Here is a 17,774-nt window from a genome sequence, read left to right as displayed (position 1 = left end):
AAAAATAGTGTAAAACGTATCAATTCTCATTTATTATGCGGTTTTTTAAGTCGGCTGATAAAGATCATGGGTAGACAACTTAAACCATTAGTGCTGATGATGGCATGTGCTTCAATGGGGACAACGGCTGTTTTTGCAGATGAAGCACAACAAAGTGCTCAAGCGGATACAGCAGTGACATTAAATACCATTCGTATTACTGCAAGTGCAGATGCTTCGGCTGATGGTCTAATGGAAGCTTTTGCAGGTGGACAAGTTGCCAGCGGTGGTAGGGTCGGGATCTTTGGCAATCAAAAAAACTTAGATACGCCCTTTAATCTGACCAGTTATACCAATGAATTTATTCAATCCAAACAAGCCAAAAGTGTAGGAGATGTTTTACAGGCAGATCCAAGTGTGCGAGTTGCGAGAGGGTTTGGTAATTTTCAGGAATCTTATTATATTCGCGGTTTTATTTTAGGTTCTGATGATATTGCTTATAACGGTTTGTACTCGATTCTACCACGTCAATATATCCCTACAGAATTGTTTGAACGCGTTGAGTTGTTAAAAGGGGCGTCTGCATTTTTAAATGGTGCTACACCAAGTAGTGGTGGTATTGGTGGTGCGATTAATCTATTACCCAAGCGTGCCAGTAATGAACCATTAAACAGAGTTACCGTGGGTACAGATTTTAATGGTGGACAGATTGCGAATGATATCTCTCGTCGTTTTGGCGAAAACCAGGAGTTCGGGGTACGCCTGAATACAGCTTATCGTGGTGGAAATACCAGTATAGATGATGAAAAAGCATCGTTAGGACTAGCTTCGATTGGCTTGGATTATCGCGGTGATCGTTTACGTTTGTCTGGTGATATGGGATATAGCAATAACCGTTTAGATGCGACTCGACCAAATATTACTTTGAGTGGGGTAAGTAGCGTTCCTAAACCAATTGATTCTTCGAGTAATTATGCGCAAAAGTGGACCTATTCCAATGAAGAAGATGTGTTTGGTAGTTATCGTGCAGAATATGATTTAAGTGATGCAGTGACCGCTTATGCCGCCTATGGTTTCCGTCATGGGGAAGAAAGCAATAGCTTGGCTAACTTCACACTCACCAATGCAACAACTGGAGAGGGTACCTCATATCGTTTTGATAATGCACGTGTAGACATGGTCAATACAGGTGAAATCGGTGTCCGTGCAAAGTTGAATACCGGTTCTGTTGAACATAACCTTGTACTATCAGGCTCTGCTTTTCAGCTAAATAGCCGTAATGCTTATGCGATGGATTACGCAAATACATTTGCTGGAAATATTTATCGACCAACACAATATGATAAACCTGCTATTTCATCTTCGGCGCTAATCGGTGGTCAGTTAGATCAACCTACTCTAACGGCCCGTACTCGTTTAAGAAGTTTGGCTATTGGTGATAATTTAAAAGCATTTGATGAACGCTTATCAGTCATGCTTGGAGCACGTTATCAGCAACTCAAACAAGAAAATTATAACTACGATACTCAAATCATTAAATCTGCTTATGATGATCATAAGGTAACGCCCGCATTGGGGCTAAGTTATAAGCTGATGCCTGAATTAGCAATATATGCGAATTATGTTGAAGCGCTTGCACAGGGTTCATCGGCAACGAGTACCGAAAAAGTGATTACCAATACGGGTGAACCTTTAGCACCTTATATATCTAAGCAAAAAGAACTTGGATTAAAGTATGAAAATGAAAAGCTTGGGGCAACCTTAAGTTATTTTAATACCAATCGCCAACGAGGCATGCTGGTTAAAAATGCGAATGAAACCTATACCTTTACCAATCAAGGTGAAAATCTACATCAAGGTGTTGAATTGCAAACTTATGGTCAGTTGACGGATACACTTAAAGTATTGGGAGGCGTGACATGGTTGGATGCAAAACAGAAAGACACAGAAAATGGCTTATATGATAATAATGAGGTGATAGGCGTTCCTGAGTTTCAAGCCAATTTAGGTGCAGATTGGCAATTACCGACTGAGCAGGATATTTCTGTAAATGGTCGCATAATTTATACAGGTTCTAGCTATGCCAATAATGCAAATACGTTAAAAGTGAATGATTGGACTCGTATTGATTTGGGTGCGAGTTATAAAACCCAAGTTAATCAAATTCCAACAGTATTGAATCTAACAATCAATAATGTATTTGATAAAAATTATTGGGGGTCAGTGGGTGGATATGATGATGCTGGTTATTTAAATGCTGGTCAGCCGCGAACCTTTATGCTGAGTGCAAGTTTTGATTTCTAACATATTGATTTAAAAAAAATCCCCGAATATTCGGGGATTTTCTATTTATAAAACCGCTTTCAATCGTTTGACCACTTCTTCACACTGGGCCAAATCGGCAACCAGTGCCATGCGCACATGACCTTCACCCGGATTGCCTTGTTCTGTATCACGAGATAGATAGCGACCCGGTAAAACCTTGATATGCGCTTTTTCCATCAGCATTTTGGCAAAAGTTTCATCATTATCCACTTTTAACCAGTAATAAAAACCTGCATCTGGTTTTTGTAAAGGCAATAAATGACCGAGTTCAGACTGGAATAAATCAAATTTGGCACGATACTGCTGACGGTTTTCTTCAACATGTGCTTCATCATTCCACGCTGCAATAGATGCCAATTGATTCTGTACTGGCATTGCAGCACCGTGATAAGTACGGTATTGCAAATAAGGTTTCAATAAAGCCGCATCACCTGCAACAAAACCAGAACGCATACCCGGTAAGTTTGAACGTTTAGAAAGTGAATGGAACACGATGCAATTTTTATAATCATCACGTCCCATTTCGGCACAGACCTCTAAAAGTCCGATTGGCGCTTGATCAAACCAAAGTTCCGAATAACATTCATCCGATGCAATCACGAAACCATATTGATCAGACAGTGCGATCAGTTTTTTAAACTGTTCTTTTGATAGAACTGTTCCTGTTGGATTACCTGGCGTGCACACAAACAGTAAGGCTGTTTTTTCCCAGACTTCTGCTGGAACTGCATCAAAGTCACCTAGGTAACCATTTTCTTCAGTGCAGTTAATAAAATAAGGTTTTGCACCTGCAAGCAGGGCTGCACCTTCATAAATCTGATAAAACGGATTTGGCATCACCACATACGGTGCATCTTCACGCTTAATCAAAGCTTGTACAAAAGAGAAAATACCTTCACGTGTACCAGAAACAGGCAGGATATGATCTTCTGCACTAATATGATTCAACTTGAAGCGATTGCTGAGCCACTGTGCAATACTTTGGCGCAACTCAGGCAGACCTTTACTGTTCGGATAGGTCGATAGATGAGCAAAATTATCAATAATCGCTTGTTTAACGAACTCTGGTGCAGGATGTTTAGGTTCACCAATTGATAAAGGAATCAACGGTAAATTGGCAGGTTGCACATCTTTAAAAAGTTGATTTAACTTTTCAAAAGGATAGGGATGCAATAACGACAAGCTAGAGTTCATTTAAACAGTTACCAAACAATAAAATTTAAGATGGATTACAAATTTGATTCGATGCTTCATCTAAAGCGGCTTTTAAGCTTTCCGCAAAAGTTTTCACTTCTTCATCGGTGAGCAAGACACCATTTTTCTTGGTGACAAAGAAAATATCTTCCGCACGTTCGCCCAGCGTGGCAATTCTTGCAGAATGGATATCCAAACCTTGCAACATGAACAAACCACCAATACGCGCCAACAGACCTGGATGGTCGAGGGTTGAGATTTCAACCATATGCTGCTGTAGCGTCGGGTTCAAGACAATATCGACAGTATTTTGCACATCAAAATGACGCAAATGACGTGGAATACGGCGTTGCATGATCCCTGGATATTGATCCGAATGACTCAATGCATCGACCAAAGCGGCTTTCACTTTGCGTTCGCGATCAGGGTCGGTCAACAATGTACCAAAACGATCCAGTACCAAGTAGGTATCTAAGCTGAATGAGGTAGAAGCGGTGATAATGCGGGCATCTTGAACATCAAGATTCATACGATCCAGTACTGCAACCGTAGTGGCAAACAAGTTCGGTTGATCACGGGTATAGATAAAGATCTGAACCGCATCATCGGCAGCATTACGATGCGCCCGTAATAAAACCAATGGTTCTGGATTATCGCCGTGTTGTAAAATTGCCTGAGTATGCCAAGCAATTTCATTAGCTGACTCTTTAACAAAGTATTCATCACCCAGCTCTTGCCAGACTTTCTCAACTTCAGCCAGAGAGAAGTCATTGACCAAGAGTTCACTGGCAGCAAATTTGGTATCTTCAATCAGCATTTGATAATCAACCGGACGACCCAAGCCTGAACGAATCACATCACGTGCGTAGGTATACAACTGACGCATCAAAGACGCACGCCATGTATTCCACAGTTTCGGATTGGTTGCGTTAATGTCGGCAACCGTCAGGGTGTAAAGATAATCGAGATGCTCCATATCACCGACTTTTTCAGCAAAGTCTTTGACTTCATCAGGGTCAGAAATATCTTTTTTCTGTGCAGTGAGAGACATCAATAGGTGATTGTTGATCAGCCATGCAACCAGTTTGCACTCACGCTCGGTGAAGCCATGGGTACGGCAGAATTCAATCGCATCCAGTGCACCAAGCTCACTATGATCACCACCACGACCTTTGGCAATATCATGGAAAATTGCAGCCATATACACGATGTCATGGCGGGCAATACGCTGGAATACAGAACTGACCACAGGGAATTCTTTAGCAAACTCAGGCTCTTTAAAGCGACTTAAATTACGCAGTAATAACAGGGTATGCGCATCGACGGTATAAATATGGAACAGATCGTATTGCATCAAACCTGTAATCTGTCCAAAAGCAGGGATGTAATTGCCCAACACACCATAGCGTTTCATTGCCACCATGGTGTCATATAAATGCGGTGAACGAATGATCGACATAAACAGTGCTTGATGTTCTGGATTATCGCGGAAGCGTTGATCAATCCGTTTTGCAGCAAGCACCAGCAGACGCAAGGTACGGGCACGAATACCAGTAATTTCAGGTCGATTTGCCAATAAGTAGAATAATTCTAAGATGGCAATAGGTTCTTCTGAAAATACTTTGTGATGTTGAACAGCCAATTTTCCATCGACAATTTTAAAACGTTCATTAATATCAATAATGTGGCGTTCATAATCAGGTAGACGTGGGGTAATCACTGATTCATTGAAATAGGCGAGTAGCATTTCATTGAGTGTTGAAACTTGCTGTGCGGTACGATAGTAGCGCTTCATAAACTGTTCAACAGCAAAATTAACAGGCTGACCTTCTTCACGCACATAACCAAATTTTGCAGCGATATCACGTTGATATTCAAACAATAAACGGTTTTCATCGCGTTTGGCTAAACGATGTAAATGGGTACGAATTTCCCATAAAAAACTTTCAGCTTCTTCCAGTACACCCAGTTCAAATTCAGTGATAAAACCCAAATGCACCAAATCATAAATACGATTGACGCGGAAGTGACGTTTGGCAATCCAGCCAATCTGATTGATATCCCGAATACCACCTGGGGCATTTTTAATATCAGGTTCTAAATTACTTTCGGTATTGTTGTGTTGCGCATAACGTTTGGCTTGTTCAACCATTTTGGCATCATAGAAGGTTTGATCCGTCCATGTTTGCGCAACGATACGGCGTGGCCATTTTGCCAGCTGCTGATTGCCTGTAATGAGACGAGCTTCAATCAATGTAGTCGCAACAGTTAAATCATTAATGGCTTGTTCAACACAGTTTTGAATGGTACGAACGCTGATACCCGGTTTGAAATTACCGACATCCCATAAAGAAGAAATAAAGGTCGAGATCAGTTTTTCTTGTCCTTCACTGATTTCATCCTCAGACAAAATCATGATATCAGTATCTGAATAGGGCAGCATTTCATGGCGACCATAACCGCCTACTGCAAATAAGCCCAATTCAGTTTGATCTAAACCTGCATGATTCCAAAGAAAGATCAGGGCCTCATCAATAGAGTCTGAACGCGCTCCAATCACTTCACGAATAGGTTGACCATTTTCATAGCTCTCCTGTAATTGCTTTTCTACATCCGTACGCCATTGGTTAATGGCTTGAATATCATGAAGACTGGTGACGTAGTTCAACAAAGGAGAGGTCTTGATCATAAAGCTGGATCTTCTATCAAAGCCCCTCTAAAAAGAGGGGAAATTGTGACGATAATAACCTAAGGTCATCTTAAGCGTTGGTTTGTACACTCACTTGGTCTGCGGCTTGCTGTGCCAATTCACGTGCAAGATCAGTTGTTTCAGCACGGGCAGTTGCAACTCCCATACGGCGACGTTTAAAGCCATCAGGTTTGCCAAATAGACGTAAGTCTGTGTTTGGATTTGCTAAAGCAAGATTCAAGCCAGTGAAACTCAAGTTCTTGGCATCAACACCTGCATAAATCACCGCACTTGCAGCGACACTATGGCGTGTTGTATTGACAGGTAGACCGAGAATTGCACGTGCATGTAATTCAAATTCACTTTGGAATTGTGAAGCTAAAGTGACTAGACCTGTATCATGAGGGCGAGGTGAAACTTCACTAAACCAAACTTTATCACCTTTAATAAACAGCTCTACACCGAAGATACCACAACCGCCTAAAGCAACAGTGACTTTATTGGCAATGCGTTTTGCTTCTTCCAGCGCAGCAGGCGTCATCTGTTGCGGCTGCCAGCTCTCGACATAATCACCCGCATCTTGGCGGTGTCCAATCGGATCACAGAAATGGGTTTCAACTTCGCCTGATTCAGGATTTTTAGCACGAACGGTAAGCAGGGTAATTTCAAAATCAAAGTCGATTTGTGACTCAATAATCACGGTACCTTGATTGACGCGGCCGCCTTGCATTGCATAATCCCAAGCAGCATCCACTTCATCAAAACTCTTCACACGAGATTGACCTTTACCTGAAGAAGACATGACAGGTTTTACAAAGTTTGGATAGCCAATGTCATCACATGCGGCACGGAAGCTTTCTAAGGTATTGGCAAAGCGATAAGCAGAGGTTGGCAGGCCGAGCTCTTCAGCGGCTAAACGACGAATGCCTTCACGGTTCATGGTGAGGTTAACTGCTTTTGCAGATGGAATCACCGTTGCAGTTTGGCTTTGTTCAATTTCAACCAAAACTTCTGTAGCAATGGCTTCAATTTCAGGAACAATTAAATTGGGTTTGATCTTTTCAATCAGTTGTTTTAATTCGGCTGGATCGGCCATATTCAGGGTATAAGCATAATGTGCGACTTGCATGGCAGGTGCGTGATCGTAACGATCTGCAGCATGGACTTCGACACCTAAGCGTTGTAAAGAAATCACAACTTCTTTACCTAGCTCTCCAGAACCTAACAGTAAAACCTTAAATGCAGAAGATTGAAGTGGAGTTCCAAGAGTGACGCTCATGCGAATAATCCTATCCTGAGTAATTTGCGTTTAAGCATAGCAGAACTTTTTGCGGAATTAAGCTAATCTGACACAAAAAACCTGCTTTTTGTTAGACAGAAAATTGCACTTCATCTGCGATTTGGCTGCTTACACATCTACCTGATAATTCAGTTGTAATTCATCTGCATGTTGACCACGGATTCCCCAATTGCATTTCGGTGTTTCAAAAATTGTAATTTCAATATCTTGTGTTGAAATCCCACATTGTTGCTGAATATAAGTGAAAATATTTTGAATCAAACGTTTTTTTGCTTCAGTGCTTCTGCCTTCAAACATCGAAATTTCGATAATTAGATAATGCTGGCTCCGATCATTGGGATAGATAAAGTCTTCTTCCGCTAGCGCAATAAAACGCTGAAATTTCTTTTCGATAGGATAGTTCAAACTTTCAACTAGTGCTTGATGTACGGCATGAGAAAGTTGATTTCTAAACTGTTCAATAGTGGTTTGTAAGGCATAAATCTTGATTTGTGACATTGTTGATTTCTTCCTTGTTGAAGTTTTAATTTTTTATAGATGGACAAGTCTGACAGTATGCTGAACAAAATCATAAAATCAATTACTTAGAATAAAAAGCATTCTGCTGGGTAAATAAGTAACAAGCATTGAGAATTATTCCCAAATTGACTAGCATAATGTCCAAATGTTTCATCGGCGATTTGCTATGTCTAATCCAAACTCTCGTGTAACCGCAATCCTGTTGTGTAGTGCATTTTTATTGGCTGCTTGCGGAAACTCAAATAATGAGCCAAAAGAAAAGGTCGAGATCAAACCTGCGCCGAAACTTAACAATGATGCCACCACCTATGCCAATACAGCATGGAAGTTGATCAATGACATCGATCCGATTGTTTATAATAAACAAGTTACTGAGATTGAAGAAAAAGTTAGAAAACCATTGCGTCAGCTCAGTACCGATTGGCGTATCAATGTCAAAATGACTGATTCCGTGACGGAAGGCAAATATGCATTATGTCGTAAAGCATTGACCAGTTTGGATACATGGGCACGTGATGTAAAAGACAATACCAGTGCATCGACTCAGAAGCAGGCTGATTATGAGCGTGATAAAGCACAATGTAAGGATGCAATTGATAATCCCGCGCTAGGTAATACTTCACCTAAGTAAGCATATACAAATAAAAAAGCGAGATGTTTTATCTCGCTTTTTTATGGTTAAAGTCATCAAACGCTTATGAGGTTTTGGCCGTTTTTGCTGCTTCCTGTTTGGCTTTGGTTGCTGTGGTACTGGCTGCTTTTTTCGTATCTGTTGTCGCTTTCATTGCATCGTGTTTGGCGGTATCTTTCATTTTCGTCATGTCATGCTTTGCAGTATCTCTTGCTTTGGTTGCTTCTTTCTTGGTTTTTACCACACTTGTTGCAACACATTTGCCACCTTTGTGATTTGGTCCTGTACCACCTTGGATTTGAGTTCCTTTCGGGCAGGCAAATGCGCTAGCGCTGAGTACGGTAAATAAGCCTGCTGTTAAAATCGTTGCAATTTTTCTCATGATTGTCATCTGCATCGGGTAAGCGATAGTGCTTAGCTTTAATGTATGCGTGTTGAAGATAGGAAAGCAGACTGATTTTGTGAAATATTTTAGGGCATCAGTAGTATTTTATGGTGAGAGTTTATCTTTTAATTTATGTTTAAGCTTAAAAGCATATTGCAAAAAATGCTGTGCTTATCCATTTAAAATACAATATAGTATACTTACGCTTTTAGGTGACCGACTGTTGCCAATTTTCTAAGCCGATCTAAATCAATGACTTCGATTTTCTTGAAACCAAGCTGAATGACGCCTTGCTTTTCGAACAGGTTGAGTTCTTGATTTACAGTCTGTCTAGATACCGTCAACATATTGGCCAATTGGTCTTGTGAGATTTGAATACTAAAATCCTGAATAAACGAACGATTGCCATAACCCTCTAAAATAAACAATAAGCGTTGTGCCAGACGCTGGGTAATGCTTTGGGTTTGAATCGCAATTTGCTCTAAAAATACATAGCGTAGTTTTTGACTGGTCAGCAGGGCAAAGTAATACCAGTAATACGGATTCTGTAGCAAGAAATCATTGAGTGGTTGTGCTGGTATTTGCAGCACCACGCTTTTCTTCAATGCAATCGCATCATGTGAGCGGGGTTGCTGGTCAATGAGGGAAATTTCACCAAACCACATGATCGGTTCAGCAATTGCAGCAATCGCTTCATTGCCATTGACATCGATATAACCCAAGCTAATTGAGCCTTCCAATACGCCATAAACCCCATCAAATCGATCTTGTGCACTAAAAACGGCTGCATTTTTCTCAACGATATGCTTTTTGCCATGTTCAATAATAAAATTTTGAAAAGGCTCCGCTAGGTGGCTAAACCATGAGTTTTTCTGCAAATGTTGGATATAAATCGAATCTAGCACGGCGGGTTCCTGGGTGAAAAATAAATCCATTTGTCAGCTACATGACAACTTCGCTGCAATATTTCTTATAGATTAATAGCATAAACGAATTATATGAGGAATGAGCAATGACAAATTTGGAACGTCTACTTAGTCAATATGCGGCTTATCACTTAGATCGAAATAATGTTGTGACTCATTTTGTGGGTATTCCTTTAATTGTATTTTCTATTCTGTGTTTAACAGCGCGTGCTGGCGTAGAAATTTCTGGCTTTTCAATTACTTTAGCCATGCTGCTTATTGTCCTAAGTACGATTTATTATATTTCACTGGATAAGTTGTTTGGTATTTTGATGCTGATTTTATTTGTCTTGGCTTATCCATTGGCTGTGAAAATTGCGGCTTTAGCAATGTGGAGTTGGCTAGGTGCGAGTATCGGTATCTTTGTGGTGGGTTGGGTATTCCAATTCGTGGGCCATTATTTTGAAAAGAAAAAACCAGCCTTTGTTGATGATCTGATCGGTTTGGCCATCGGGCCTTTATTTGTTTTGGCTGAATTTGTTTTCTTACTAGGTTTCCGTAAGCCGTTGCATCAAAGGATTTTAAAAGAAGCCCAAATGAAACGCGCAGAAATGGATATGAAGCCGCAAACAGTCGCTTGATGCTCTGAACGCACATATACAAAGCTAAGTTGATCAAGCTTGGCTTTTTCATTGATTAGATTGAAAGATTCTAAAAAACTCGTTCAGTTGCTAAGCTATCTCTATTCAAATGTAGTAGTCAGAATTAAAAAACACATGACAGGAATTTACGAATATTGGTCATTACCTTGCAAATTAAACATTAAGTGTCCCGCATGTCAGGCCAAGGCAGATTTTGAATTTGCCCGATTGGCGAAGATTCCGTTAAAAAAAGATGTCGATTATTTTCAGCAGCATACAGATTTTGAATATGCGCGTTTTCAGGATGCTTGTGGTGGTTTCTGGCATGCTGCATTTTATTATCCGAATCTTTCTAGCGCTATTGACCAGATCCACGACTTACCAGAAGGTTATGGTTCAACAGCTTGGAGTACACGCTATTCCGTGCAAAGTCGGGGTGGGGTGATATGTGCATCTTGTGGTTATCGGCAGAAACATGAATTGAACTGGCCGAATGATGCCTATTATGTGGTGATGTATCGGCAACAGGCCTTATGGGCCTTTCACCGTGAAGCCGCAATTGAGCTCTATCATTATTTGAGTGAAGCTTTGCGTGACCATAAAAAATATCGTTATTCATTCTTTTTATTGCATATTCCGACGATCTTCAAGCAGAAAAAAGCACGGCAGCATGTGACTCAGCAATTGCAAAAATTATTGAATTAATGGGCTATTAAAATTGTAGTTATCATTGTGCAAATAAAAAAACCGCCAATAAGGTCATTACTGGCGGTTTGGAAATCAAAAAACTGATTTATACGTTAAAGCGGAAGTGTAATACATCGCCGTCTTGAACGACATAGGTTTTACCTTCTAAACGCCATTTGCCTGCTTCTTTGGCGCCATTTTCACCGTTATATTGGATGAAATCATCATAAGCCACACATTCAGCACGGATAAAGCCTTTTTCAAAGTCAGTGTGAATCACACCAGCTGCTTGTGGCGCAGTCGCACCGACCTTAACCGTCCAAGCACGAACTTCTTGTACGCCAGCAGTGAAGTAAGTTTGTAAGCCAAGTAAGCTATAACCTGCACGAATCACGACGTTTAAGCCTGGTTCTTCCATGCCCATCGCTTCCAAGAATTCAGCGCGATCTTCATCTTCTAATAATGAAATTTCAGCTTCGATTTGGTTGCAAAGTGGTACAACAATGGCATTCTCTTCAGCAGCAAGTTTTTTTACCGCTTCAAGATGTGGATTATTTTCAAAACCGTCTTCTGCCACGTTGGCAATATACATCGTTGGTTTAAGCGTCATTAAACCAAAACCACGGACTGCTTTACGTTCATCATCAGAAAGGTCAGCTGCACGCGCTGGTTTACCTTCATTAAGTAAAGGTTGGATTTTTTCTAACACTGCTTTAGTTGCAAGCGCTTCTTTATCGCCGCCTTTTGCTGCTTTAGTTAAGCGTAATAACGCTTTAGCAACGGTATCAAGGTCAGCAAGTGCAAGTTCAGTGTTGATGGTTGCAATGTCATCTAATGGGTCAATTTTACCATTTACGTGAATCACGTTTTCATCTTCGAAGCAACGAACTACATGGGCAATGGCATCTGTTTCACGGATATTGGCAAGGAATTGGTTACCCAAGCCTTCACCTTTTGATGCACCAGCAACCAAACCTGCGATATCAACAAATTCCATTGTGGTTGGAATAACACGTTGCGGTTTAACAATCGTTGTAAGTTTGTCTAAACGTGGATCTGGAACAGGAACAATACCTGTATTCGGTTCAATGGTACAGAACGGAAAGTTTTCAGCTGCAATCGCTGCCTTTGTTAATGCATTGAACAATGTAGATTTACCTACGTTTGGCAGACCAACAATACCGCAATTAAAACCCATGAAACCACTCACAAATGTGTTATTTAAAAATTGCTGCTGATTTTACATGAAAGCCATGACAAAGTCAGGTCATGGCGAGTGTGGATTTTTATTTCGAGCTTAAACTTTGCGTTTATCGAGCTGTTTGGCAATATTATCGCCTGTGGTTTGTACCAACATGACCAAAACAATCAGGACTAAAATCACCGCAAGCATCACTTGCATATCAAAACGTTGATAGCCGTAGCGATAGGCGATATCGCCCAAACCACCAGCACCAATCGCACCTGCAATGGCAGAAGAACTGATCATGGTGACAATAGTCACGGTAAAGCCTGCAACTATCCCTGGCAAAGCTTCAGGAAGCAATACATGCCAAAGAATCTGCTTGCGGTTACAGCCCATCGCTTGTGCTGCCTCAATCAACCCTTGATCGACTTCACGTAGACTAACTTCTGCAATACGGGCGAAGAATGGAATCGCGGCGATGGTTAAGGGTACAACTGCAGCTAACACCCCATAACTGGTACCGACGATCCATCGGGTAAATGGAATCAGAGCCACCATCAAAATCAGGAAGGGGACTGATCGAGTGATGTTAATGATCCAGCCTAAGGACTGATTGATTTTCTTGGAAGGATAAATCCCAAAATCAGCAGTACTCACCAAAATTAAGGCAATTGGCAGACCAATCAAAAAAGCGAGAATCGCAGAAACACCGACCATGATCAAAGTATCGGTGGTTCCTGTCAGTAGTAGATCAATGAGTTGATTGTACATAACCGATCACCTCAAGTTGTGTTATTGCAGGATGTTTTTCAGATTGTGAGTGGTTGAGATCAAAGTCGAGATTGCGAATCCCGATAATTAATGAGCCAATGGTACGTTGCTGAATGCTATCAATTTGACTGTAATACACCTGAACGGGACTATTAAAGCCATTCAATAGTTCATATAAATCAGGCACCGATTTCGATTCACTGACATATTTCAATTTTAAAATCTGATGCGTACTCTGAGGCAGAATGGTTTGGCTCAACTCAAAGGGTAAATTCACCTGTTCAAAATTGAGTAATTCCTGTGTGATCTGTTGTTGCGGATTGGAAAATACCGACCAGACTTGCCCGGCTTCAACAATTTCACCCTGATCAATCACGACCACCTGATCACAAATCTCCTGGATGACCTGCATTTCATGGGTGATCAGGACAATCGTCAAACCAAGTTCCTGATTAATCTGTTTCAGCAAAGCCAGAATATTGGCGGTACTTTCAGGGTCGAGTGCAGAAGTGGCTTCATCACAGAGCAGGATTTCAGGTTGCGACACCAAGGCTCGGGCAATACCGACACGTTGTTTCTGTCCTCCTGACAGTTGCGAGGGATAATCATGTCGTTTTGCATCCAAACCTACCAGTGTCAGGACATCACTGACCCGTTGCTCAATCTCAGCCTTGTCATAAGCTGCGATCCGCAGTGGTAGAGCCACATTTTCCCACACCGTTTTGGCAGACATTAAATTAAAATGCTGAAAAATCATGCCAATTTTCTGCCGAGTTTTGATCAACTCGGCATGGCTGAGTTCAGCAATATTTTGCTGATGAATCAGGATGCTACCGCTATCAATTGACTCCAGTCCATTTAGGGTGCGGAGCAGGGAAGATTTACCGGCTCCGCTTTTTCCGATAATTCCGACAATCTGTGCTTTGGGAATATCGATATTAATCTCTTTTAAGGCATGTAAGCGTTGGCCCTGTACATCATAAAACTTATTTAAACTGCGTATTTTCAGATGCGGGACTGAAAAATCGACCTGTGAACCAAAACTCACCATGATTGTTCTCCTTATTTCCAACCTGGGAACCACAACGTTGGACCGAAATCGCTATCTAAGGCCGCTTTAACTTTGGGTGAGTTTTGATAAATCTCGACAAATTTCTGTAGTTTGTTGTCCTTGTCCTGATAGTCATCGCGAACCACAAATAAAATCGCATAACGTTTATTGGTGTTGTCATCAAACAATAAGGCACTTTCAGGATCAGCCGTTTTGGCTAAACGTAAGTAATGTGGATAGCCAAAAGCGAGATCAACATCATCAATCGCACGCGCAGTTTGAGGGCCTTCAACTTCGGTAAATTTCAGGTTCTTCGGATTCGCTGTAATGTCTTTCAGTGCAGAAAGGTGATTGTTGCTGTCTTTCAGCTCAATCAACTTGGCTTGTTGCAATAGCAATAAAGCACGGCCTTGATTGACAGGATCATTCGGAATCGCAACAGTGGCACCATTCGGGAGTTCATCAAAACTTTTATATTTTTTTGAATACAGTCCAACATGTGAAGCCGCACCCGCAGCAAATGACTTTAATTTAAAGCCAGTTTCTTTAATGGCATTATCCAAAAAAGGTTGATGCTGGAAAAAGTTCGCATCAATATCACCATGATTCAAAGTGATGTTAGGCGTATTCCAATCGGAAAACTCGACCAATTTGACATTCAAACCTTGCTGTTTGGCTTCATCCACTGCAACTTGCAATGGATGGGCAAAAGAAGGACTGATCCCAATCACAAGTTCACTGCTATGGTTCTGTCTTTGTTTATTCCAAATCAATAAGGCAATAATCGCAACAACGACGACAAGGCCAATACCAAGCCATTTTTTAGAGGCTGTTTGAGCCATATATTTCTCCAATTCTTTTCTTAAATGTTAAGCACTAATTTCTTCAATTATTTTTAGGTCATCTGCGTTGTTATGCGGTCTACATCGGAACTGATCAGCAGGATGGCTTGCAGCTAAATGATCGCCTTGGGCAAACAGTTTGTTCCGCAGTGAACCTGTGGCATATTCAGTTTTATAACGTCCACGTTGCTGTAACTCAGGAATTACCAGTTGAATAAAATCATGGTGTGATTCTGGTGCAACCGTACGAGTCAGGTTAAAACCATCAATGCCGGTCTGATCAAGCAGTTCAATCAGGTATTCCGCAACTTCAGTGCCACTGCCGACGATGAGCGGATAACGTCCACCTAAAACATGCTGTGCTTTTAAGTCATTTTTACTAATACGCTGTTCTTTAAATTTTTCATTGACAGAAGCAATGCTGTTGCTCTTTTGATAAGGAATCGCTTCATCATCTGCAAACTTGGCAAGATCAATTCCGACTGAACTGGCGTAATGTGCTAAACCTGCTTCAGGGCTGGCATATTGGCGATATTCAGCCAGTTTTTGCTGGGCAAGTTCATGTGTTTCAGCCACCACCACGGTAATGCCGACAAAGATTTTAATTGCATCTTCATCTCGACCTTGTTGCTGTGCTTGTAATCGTATTTTATTAACTTGCTGACGAATCTTTTCAGGCTGATCACCACCAATAAAAATACATTCGGCATGGCGTGTGGCAAACTGTAGTCCTTTCGGTGAAGCACCTGCTTGGAAGAGTGTTGGAGTACGTTGAACGGAAGGCGCAACTTGAAACACACCTTGGCTTTGGTAATATTGCCCTTGATGATTGATCGAGTGGACCTTGTTCGGATCAGTAAAAACACGCTGTTGTTTATCTTTTTTTAAGGCATCATTTTCCCAAGAACCTTCCCAATATTTATAGCAAAGCTGTAAAAACTCCTCGGCTTGATCATAGCGCGCATCATGATCTTTTAAACCTTTTTGCCCAATTAAGCGTTCGGCACTATCCAGATAACCTGTGACAATATTCCAGCCGAGACGACCTTGGGTTAAATGATCAAGACTGGCAAATCGCCGTGCAAATTGGTAGGGCTGTTCATAGCTGAGATTGACGGTCACGCCAAAACTCAAATTCTGCGTGACCAAAGCCATCGCCGAAATTAGGGTAGAAGGATCATGACTTGGTAACTGAATCGATTCTTTCAGGGTGAGATCGATGCCATTCTGATAGACATCATAAACACCTGTAATATCAGCAAGGAATAAGCCATCAAACAAACCTTGTTCCAGAGTCTGTGCCAATTCGGTCCAATAACTCAGCTCATTAAAGCGATGTGATTGATCACGCGGATGCGTCCATAAGCCATGATTGATATGACCGACACTGTTCATATCAAAGGCATTTAACAAGATTTTTTTAGCAGTCATTTGACTCATTACAAAGTCCCCCGACGTGGCGGCAGAATGCCATTCAACACATAATTACCGATAAAGTAATATTTCCAGCGTGCAGCATCATGCAAGGTATGTACACGTGCATTACGCCAATGACGATCCAACCCATCTGCACGTTGACTGCCACGACTACCCGCCAATTCAATCAGTTTCGATGATGCCTTTAATGCTGTTTCAGTACTATGTGCACGTATTTTTGCAACATCAATCGAGGCTTTGGCCAAGGTCTCAGCATTCAACTCATATTTAGCAGCATCAACAGATCGAGCTGCTTGTTTAAGGAGTAATTCGCTGGCTTTGACATCGGTTGCCACACGACCCAGCTCAGACAGGGTTAAAGGGTCTTGAGTGGCGGAATCAATATTGGCATCAATCCAAGGGCGAGCCACACGCACGCGTTGTAGTGTTTCCTCAAATGCGGCACGGGCAATCCCAACTTCAATCGCAGCATGCATGATTTGTGCAAATGGTCCGACTAATGACAACTGCTTGAATGCGGTATCAAAAGGAATGACATCTTCTTTGGCAACAAAGACCTGATTAAATTTGACTGTACCACTGCCTGTGGTGCGTTGACCAAAACCAGACCAATCATCAATCAGCTCAAGGCCTTGGCTGTCGCGTTGTACAAAAGCCAGAAACTCATTACCTGCTTCATCCACCACTAAGGTTGGAATACGATGGGCGAATAGACTGCCTGTGCAATAAAATTTTTCCCCTTGAATCAGATAGCCGTTTTCACTTGGAATCAATGTGGTTTGCTTATGTGCAGAAGTACGGGTTTTAAACTCAGCCAGCGCATTACCAAAACGCGCACCTTGTAACACTTCTTGATAGAGGCGTTTCTTTTGCGCTTCCGTACCAGTATTGCGTAATACTTCCAATGCATAAAAATGGTTTTGTGGAATCTGACCGATTGAACCGTCCGCACCACTAAACAGGGCAATGACTTTGGCTACGGTTAGACTGGAAACCTCTGCACCGCCGTATTGCTTAGGTACCGTAATTGCCCATAAACCTGACTGACTATAGGTTTCGATTTCAGTAAACGGCAAGTTTCGATTGGCATCACGTTCAACCGCCGCTTGTTTAAACTGTTGACTGAGTTGAGTCGCAATTTCTAGAGCTTCGCTATCGCTCTGAATAACATGCGCTGCTTTAAAATTGGTTTTGGCAAAACCTTGTAGTTCTTGATAAGAGGTCATGATGTT

Annotated in this window: 16 protein-coding genes; 4 read left to right on the top strand and 12 right to left on the bottom strand. The window is 41.5% G+C overall.

The window, feature by feature from the left end; translation table 11 throughout:
- The first annotated feature begins 66 nt into the window (after positions 1-66).
- Positions 67-2,283 (top strand): TonB-dependent receptor, encoded by a 2,217-nt coding sequence (locus FPL17_RS07020; protein ID WP_159884175.1) that lies wholly within the window; start codon positions 67-69, stop codon positions 2,281-2,283.
- Between the two features lie 45 nt (positions 2,284-2,328).
- On the opposite strand, the gene dapC is transcribed toward FPL17_RS07020, so the two are convergent.
- The 4 genes from dapC to FPL17_RS07000 all read right to left on the bottom strand — a co-directional run bounded on the left by dapC (position 2,329) and on the right by FPL17_RS07000 (position 7,985).
- Positions 2,329-3,498, bottom strand: a complete 1,170-nt coding sequence (gene dapC / locus FPL17_RS07015; protein ID WP_070075064.1) for a succinyldiaminopimelate transaminase — start codon at positions 3,496-3,498, stop codon at positions 2,329-2,331.
- A 25-nt stretch (positions 3,499-3,523) separates the two neighbouring features.
- Positions 3,524-6,187 carry a [protein-PII] uridylyltransferase gene (gene glnD, locus FPL17_RS07010; protein WP_159884173.1) on the bottom strand — a complete coding sequence of 888 codons (2,664 nt, stop codon included), beginning with the start codon at positions 6,185-6,187 and terminating at the stop codon, positions 3,524-3,526.
- A 70-nt stretch (positions 6,188-6,257) separates the two neighbouring features.
- Positions 6,258-7,475: a formate-dependent phosphoribosylglycinamide formyltransferase gene (gene purT, locus FPL17_RS07005; RefSeq protein WP_171519537.1), complete on the bottom strand. Its 1,218-nt coding sequence runs from the start codon at positions 7,473-7,475 to the stop codon at positions 6,258-6,260.
- A 120-nt stretch (positions 7,476-7,595) separates the two neighbouring features.
- Positions 7,596-7,985, bottom strand: coding sequence for a tautomerase family protein (locus FPL17_RS07000; protein WP_159884170.1), 390 nt, complete (start codon positions 7,983-7,985; stop codon positions 7,596-7,598).
- 187 nt (positions 7,986-8,172) lie between these two features.
- Here FPL17_RS07000 and FPL17_RS06995 point away from each other — a divergent pair, with 187 nt between their 5' ends.
- Positions 8,173-8,637, top strand: coding sequence for a hypothetical protein (locus FPL17_RS06995; protein ID WP_151715838.1), 465 nt, complete (start codon positions 8,173-8,175; stop codon positions 8,635-8,637).
- A 64-nt stretch (positions 8,638-8,701) separates the two neighbouring features.
- On the opposite strand, the gene FPL17_RS06990 is transcribed toward FPL17_RS06995, so the two are convergent.
- Together FPL17_RS06990 and FPL17_RS06985 are read right to left on the bottom strand one after the other, a co-directional pair.
- On the bottom strand, positions 8,702-9,019 hold the full coding sequence (locus FPL17_RS06990; RefSeq protein WP_159884168.1) for a hypothetical protein: 318 nt from the start codon (positions 9,017-9,019) through the stop codon (positions 8,702-8,704).
- 203 nt (positions 9,020-9,222) lie between these two features.
- Positions 9,223-9,927: a Crp/Fnr family transcriptional regulator gene (locus FPL17_RS06985; protein ID WP_159884166.1), complete on the bottom strand. Its 705-nt coding sequence runs from the start codon at positions 9,925-9,927 to the stop codon at positions 9,223-9,225.
- Positions 9,928-10,034: 107 nt separating this feature from the next.
- On the opposite strand from FPL17_RS06985, the gene FPL17_RS06980 reads away from it, so the two are divergent.
- Positions 10,035-10,568 carry an Mpo1 family 2-hydroxy fatty acid dioxygenase gene (locus tag FPL17_RS06980; RefSeq protein WP_159884164.1) on the top strand — a complete coding sequence of 178 codons (534 nt, stop codon included), beginning with the start codon at positions 10,035-10,037 and terminating at the stop codon, positions 10,566-10,568.
- A gap of 135 nt (positions 10,569-10,703) precedes the next feature.
- Complete coding sequence (locus tag FPL17_RS06975) at positions 10,704-11,273, top strand: hypothetical protein (protein WP_159884162.1); 570 nt, start codon at positions 10,704-10,706, stop codon at positions 11,271-11,273.
- Positions 11,274-11,361: 88 nt separating this feature from the next.
- On the opposite strand, the gene ychF is transcribed toward FPL17_RS06975, so the two are convergent.
- The 6 genes from ychF to FPL17_RS06945 all read right to left on the bottom strand — a co-directional run bounded on the left by ychF (position 11,362) and on the right by FPL17_RS06945 (position 17,768).
- Positions 11,362-12,453 (bottom strand): redox-regulated ATPase YchF, encoded by a 1,092-nt coding sequence (gene ychF, locus FPL17_RS06970; RefSeq protein WP_159884160.1) that lies wholly within the window; start codon positions 12,451-12,453, stop codon positions 11,362-11,364.
- 99 nt (positions 12,454-12,552) lie between these two features.
- Positions 12,553-13,212 (bottom strand): methionine ABC transporter permease, encoded by a 660-nt coding sequence (locus FPL17_RS06965; RefSeq protein ID WP_159884158.1) that lies wholly within the window; start codon positions 13,210-13,212, stop codon positions 12,553-12,555.
- Complete coding sequence (locus FPL17_RS06960) at positions 13,193-14,263, bottom strand: methionine ABC transporter ATP-binding protein (protein WP_005189409.1); 1,071 nt, start codon at positions 14,261-14,263, stop codon at positions 13,193-13,195. Before FPL17_RS06960 ends, FPL17_RS06965 begins: the two co-directional genes overlap by 20 nt.
- Before the next feature lie 11 nt (positions 14,264-14,274).
- Positions 14,275-15,105: a MetQ/NlpA family ABC transporter substrate-binding protein gene (locus tag FPL17_RS06955; protein WP_005189398.1), complete on the bottom strand. Its 831-nt coding sequence runs from the start codon at positions 15,103-15,105 to the stop codon at positions 14,275-14,277.
- Between the two features lie 27 nt (positions 15,106-15,132).
- Positions 15,133-16,545, bottom strand: a complete 1,413-nt coding sequence (locus FPL17_RS06950) for an LLM class flavin-dependent oxidoreductase (protein WP_159884156.1) — start codon at positions 16,543-16,545, stop codon at positions 15,133-15,135.
- The gene (locus tag FPL17_RS06945; protein WP_159884154.1) at positions 16,545-17,768 is read right to left on the bottom strand and encodes an SfnB family sulfur acquisition oxidoreductase; all 1,224 of its coding nucleotides are present in this window, start codon (positions 17,766-17,768) and stop codon (positions 16,545-16,547) included. The genes FPL17_RS06950 and FPL17_RS06945 overlap by 1 nt, the downstream gene beginning before the upstream one ends.
- Positions 17,769-17,774 lie beyond the last annotated feature (6 nt).

It is taken from the genome of Acinetobacter dispersus (assembly GCF_009884975.1).
Lineage (GTDB): Bacteria > Pseudomonadota > Gammaproteobacteria > Pseudomonadales > Moraxellaceae > Acinetobacter > Acinetobacter dispersus.
Note: the sequence above shows the minus strand (reverse complement) of the source record. Positions and strands in the feature narration are given on the sequence as shown.

Bases quoted from the DNA above. Each gene is read 5' to 3' on its own strand.
- FPL17_RS06965 (WP_159884158.1), bottom strand. From the start codon at position 13,212: ATGTACAATCAACTCATTGATCTACTACTGACAGGAACCACCGATACT.
- FPL17_RS06980 (WP_159884164.1), top strand. From the start codon at position 10,035: ATGACAAATTTGGAACGTCTACTTAGTCAATATGCGGCTTATCACTTA.
- FPL17_RS06975 (WP_159884162.1), top strand. From the start codon at position 10,704: ATGACAGGAATTTACGAATATTGGTCATTACCTTGCAAATTAAACATT.
- ychF (WP_159884160.1), bottom strand. From the start codon at position 12,453: ATGGGTTTTAATTGCGGTATTGTTGGTCTGCCAAACGTAGGTAAATCT.
- FPL17_RS06950 (WP_159884156.1), bottom strand. From the start codon at position 16,545: ATGAGTCAAATGACTGCTAAAAAAATCTTGTTAAATGCCTTTGATATG.
- FPL17_RS06945 (WP_159884154.1), bottom strand. From the start codon at position 17,768: ATGACCTCTTATCAAGAACTACAAGGTTTTGCCAAAACCAATTTTAAA.
- FPL17_RS07020 (WP_159884175.1), top strand. From the start codon at position 67: ATGGGTAGACAACTTAAACCATTAGTGCTGATGATGGCATGTGCTTCA.
- FPL17_RS07000 (WP_159884170.1), bottom strand. From the start codon at position 7,985: ATGTCACAAATCAAGATTTATGCCTTACAAACCACTATTGAACAGTTT.
- FPL17_RS06990 (WP_159884168.1), bottom strand. From the start codon at position 9,019: ATGAGAAAAATTGCAACGATTTTAACAGCAGGCTTATTTACCGTACTC.
- glnD (WP_159884173.1), bottom strand. From the start codon at position 6,187: ATGATCAAGACCTCTCCTTTGTTGAACTACGTCACCAGTCTTCATGAT.
- FPL17_RS06955 (WP_005189398.1), bottom strand. From the start codon at position 15,105: ATGGCTCAAACAGCCTCTAAAAAATGGCTTGGTATTGGCCTTGTCGTC.
- FPL17_RS06960 (WP_005189409.1), bottom strand. From the start codon at position 14,263: ATGGTGAGTTTTGGTTCACAGGTCGATTTTTCAGTCCCGCATCTGAAA.
- FPL17_RS06995 (WP_151715838.1), top strand. From the start codon at position 8,173: ATGTCTAATCCAAACTCTCGTGTAACCGCAATCCTGTTGTGTAGTGCA.
- dapC (WP_070075064.1), bottom strand. From the start codon at position 3,498: ATGAACTCTAGCTTGTCGTTATTGCATCCCTATCCTTTTGAAAAGTTA.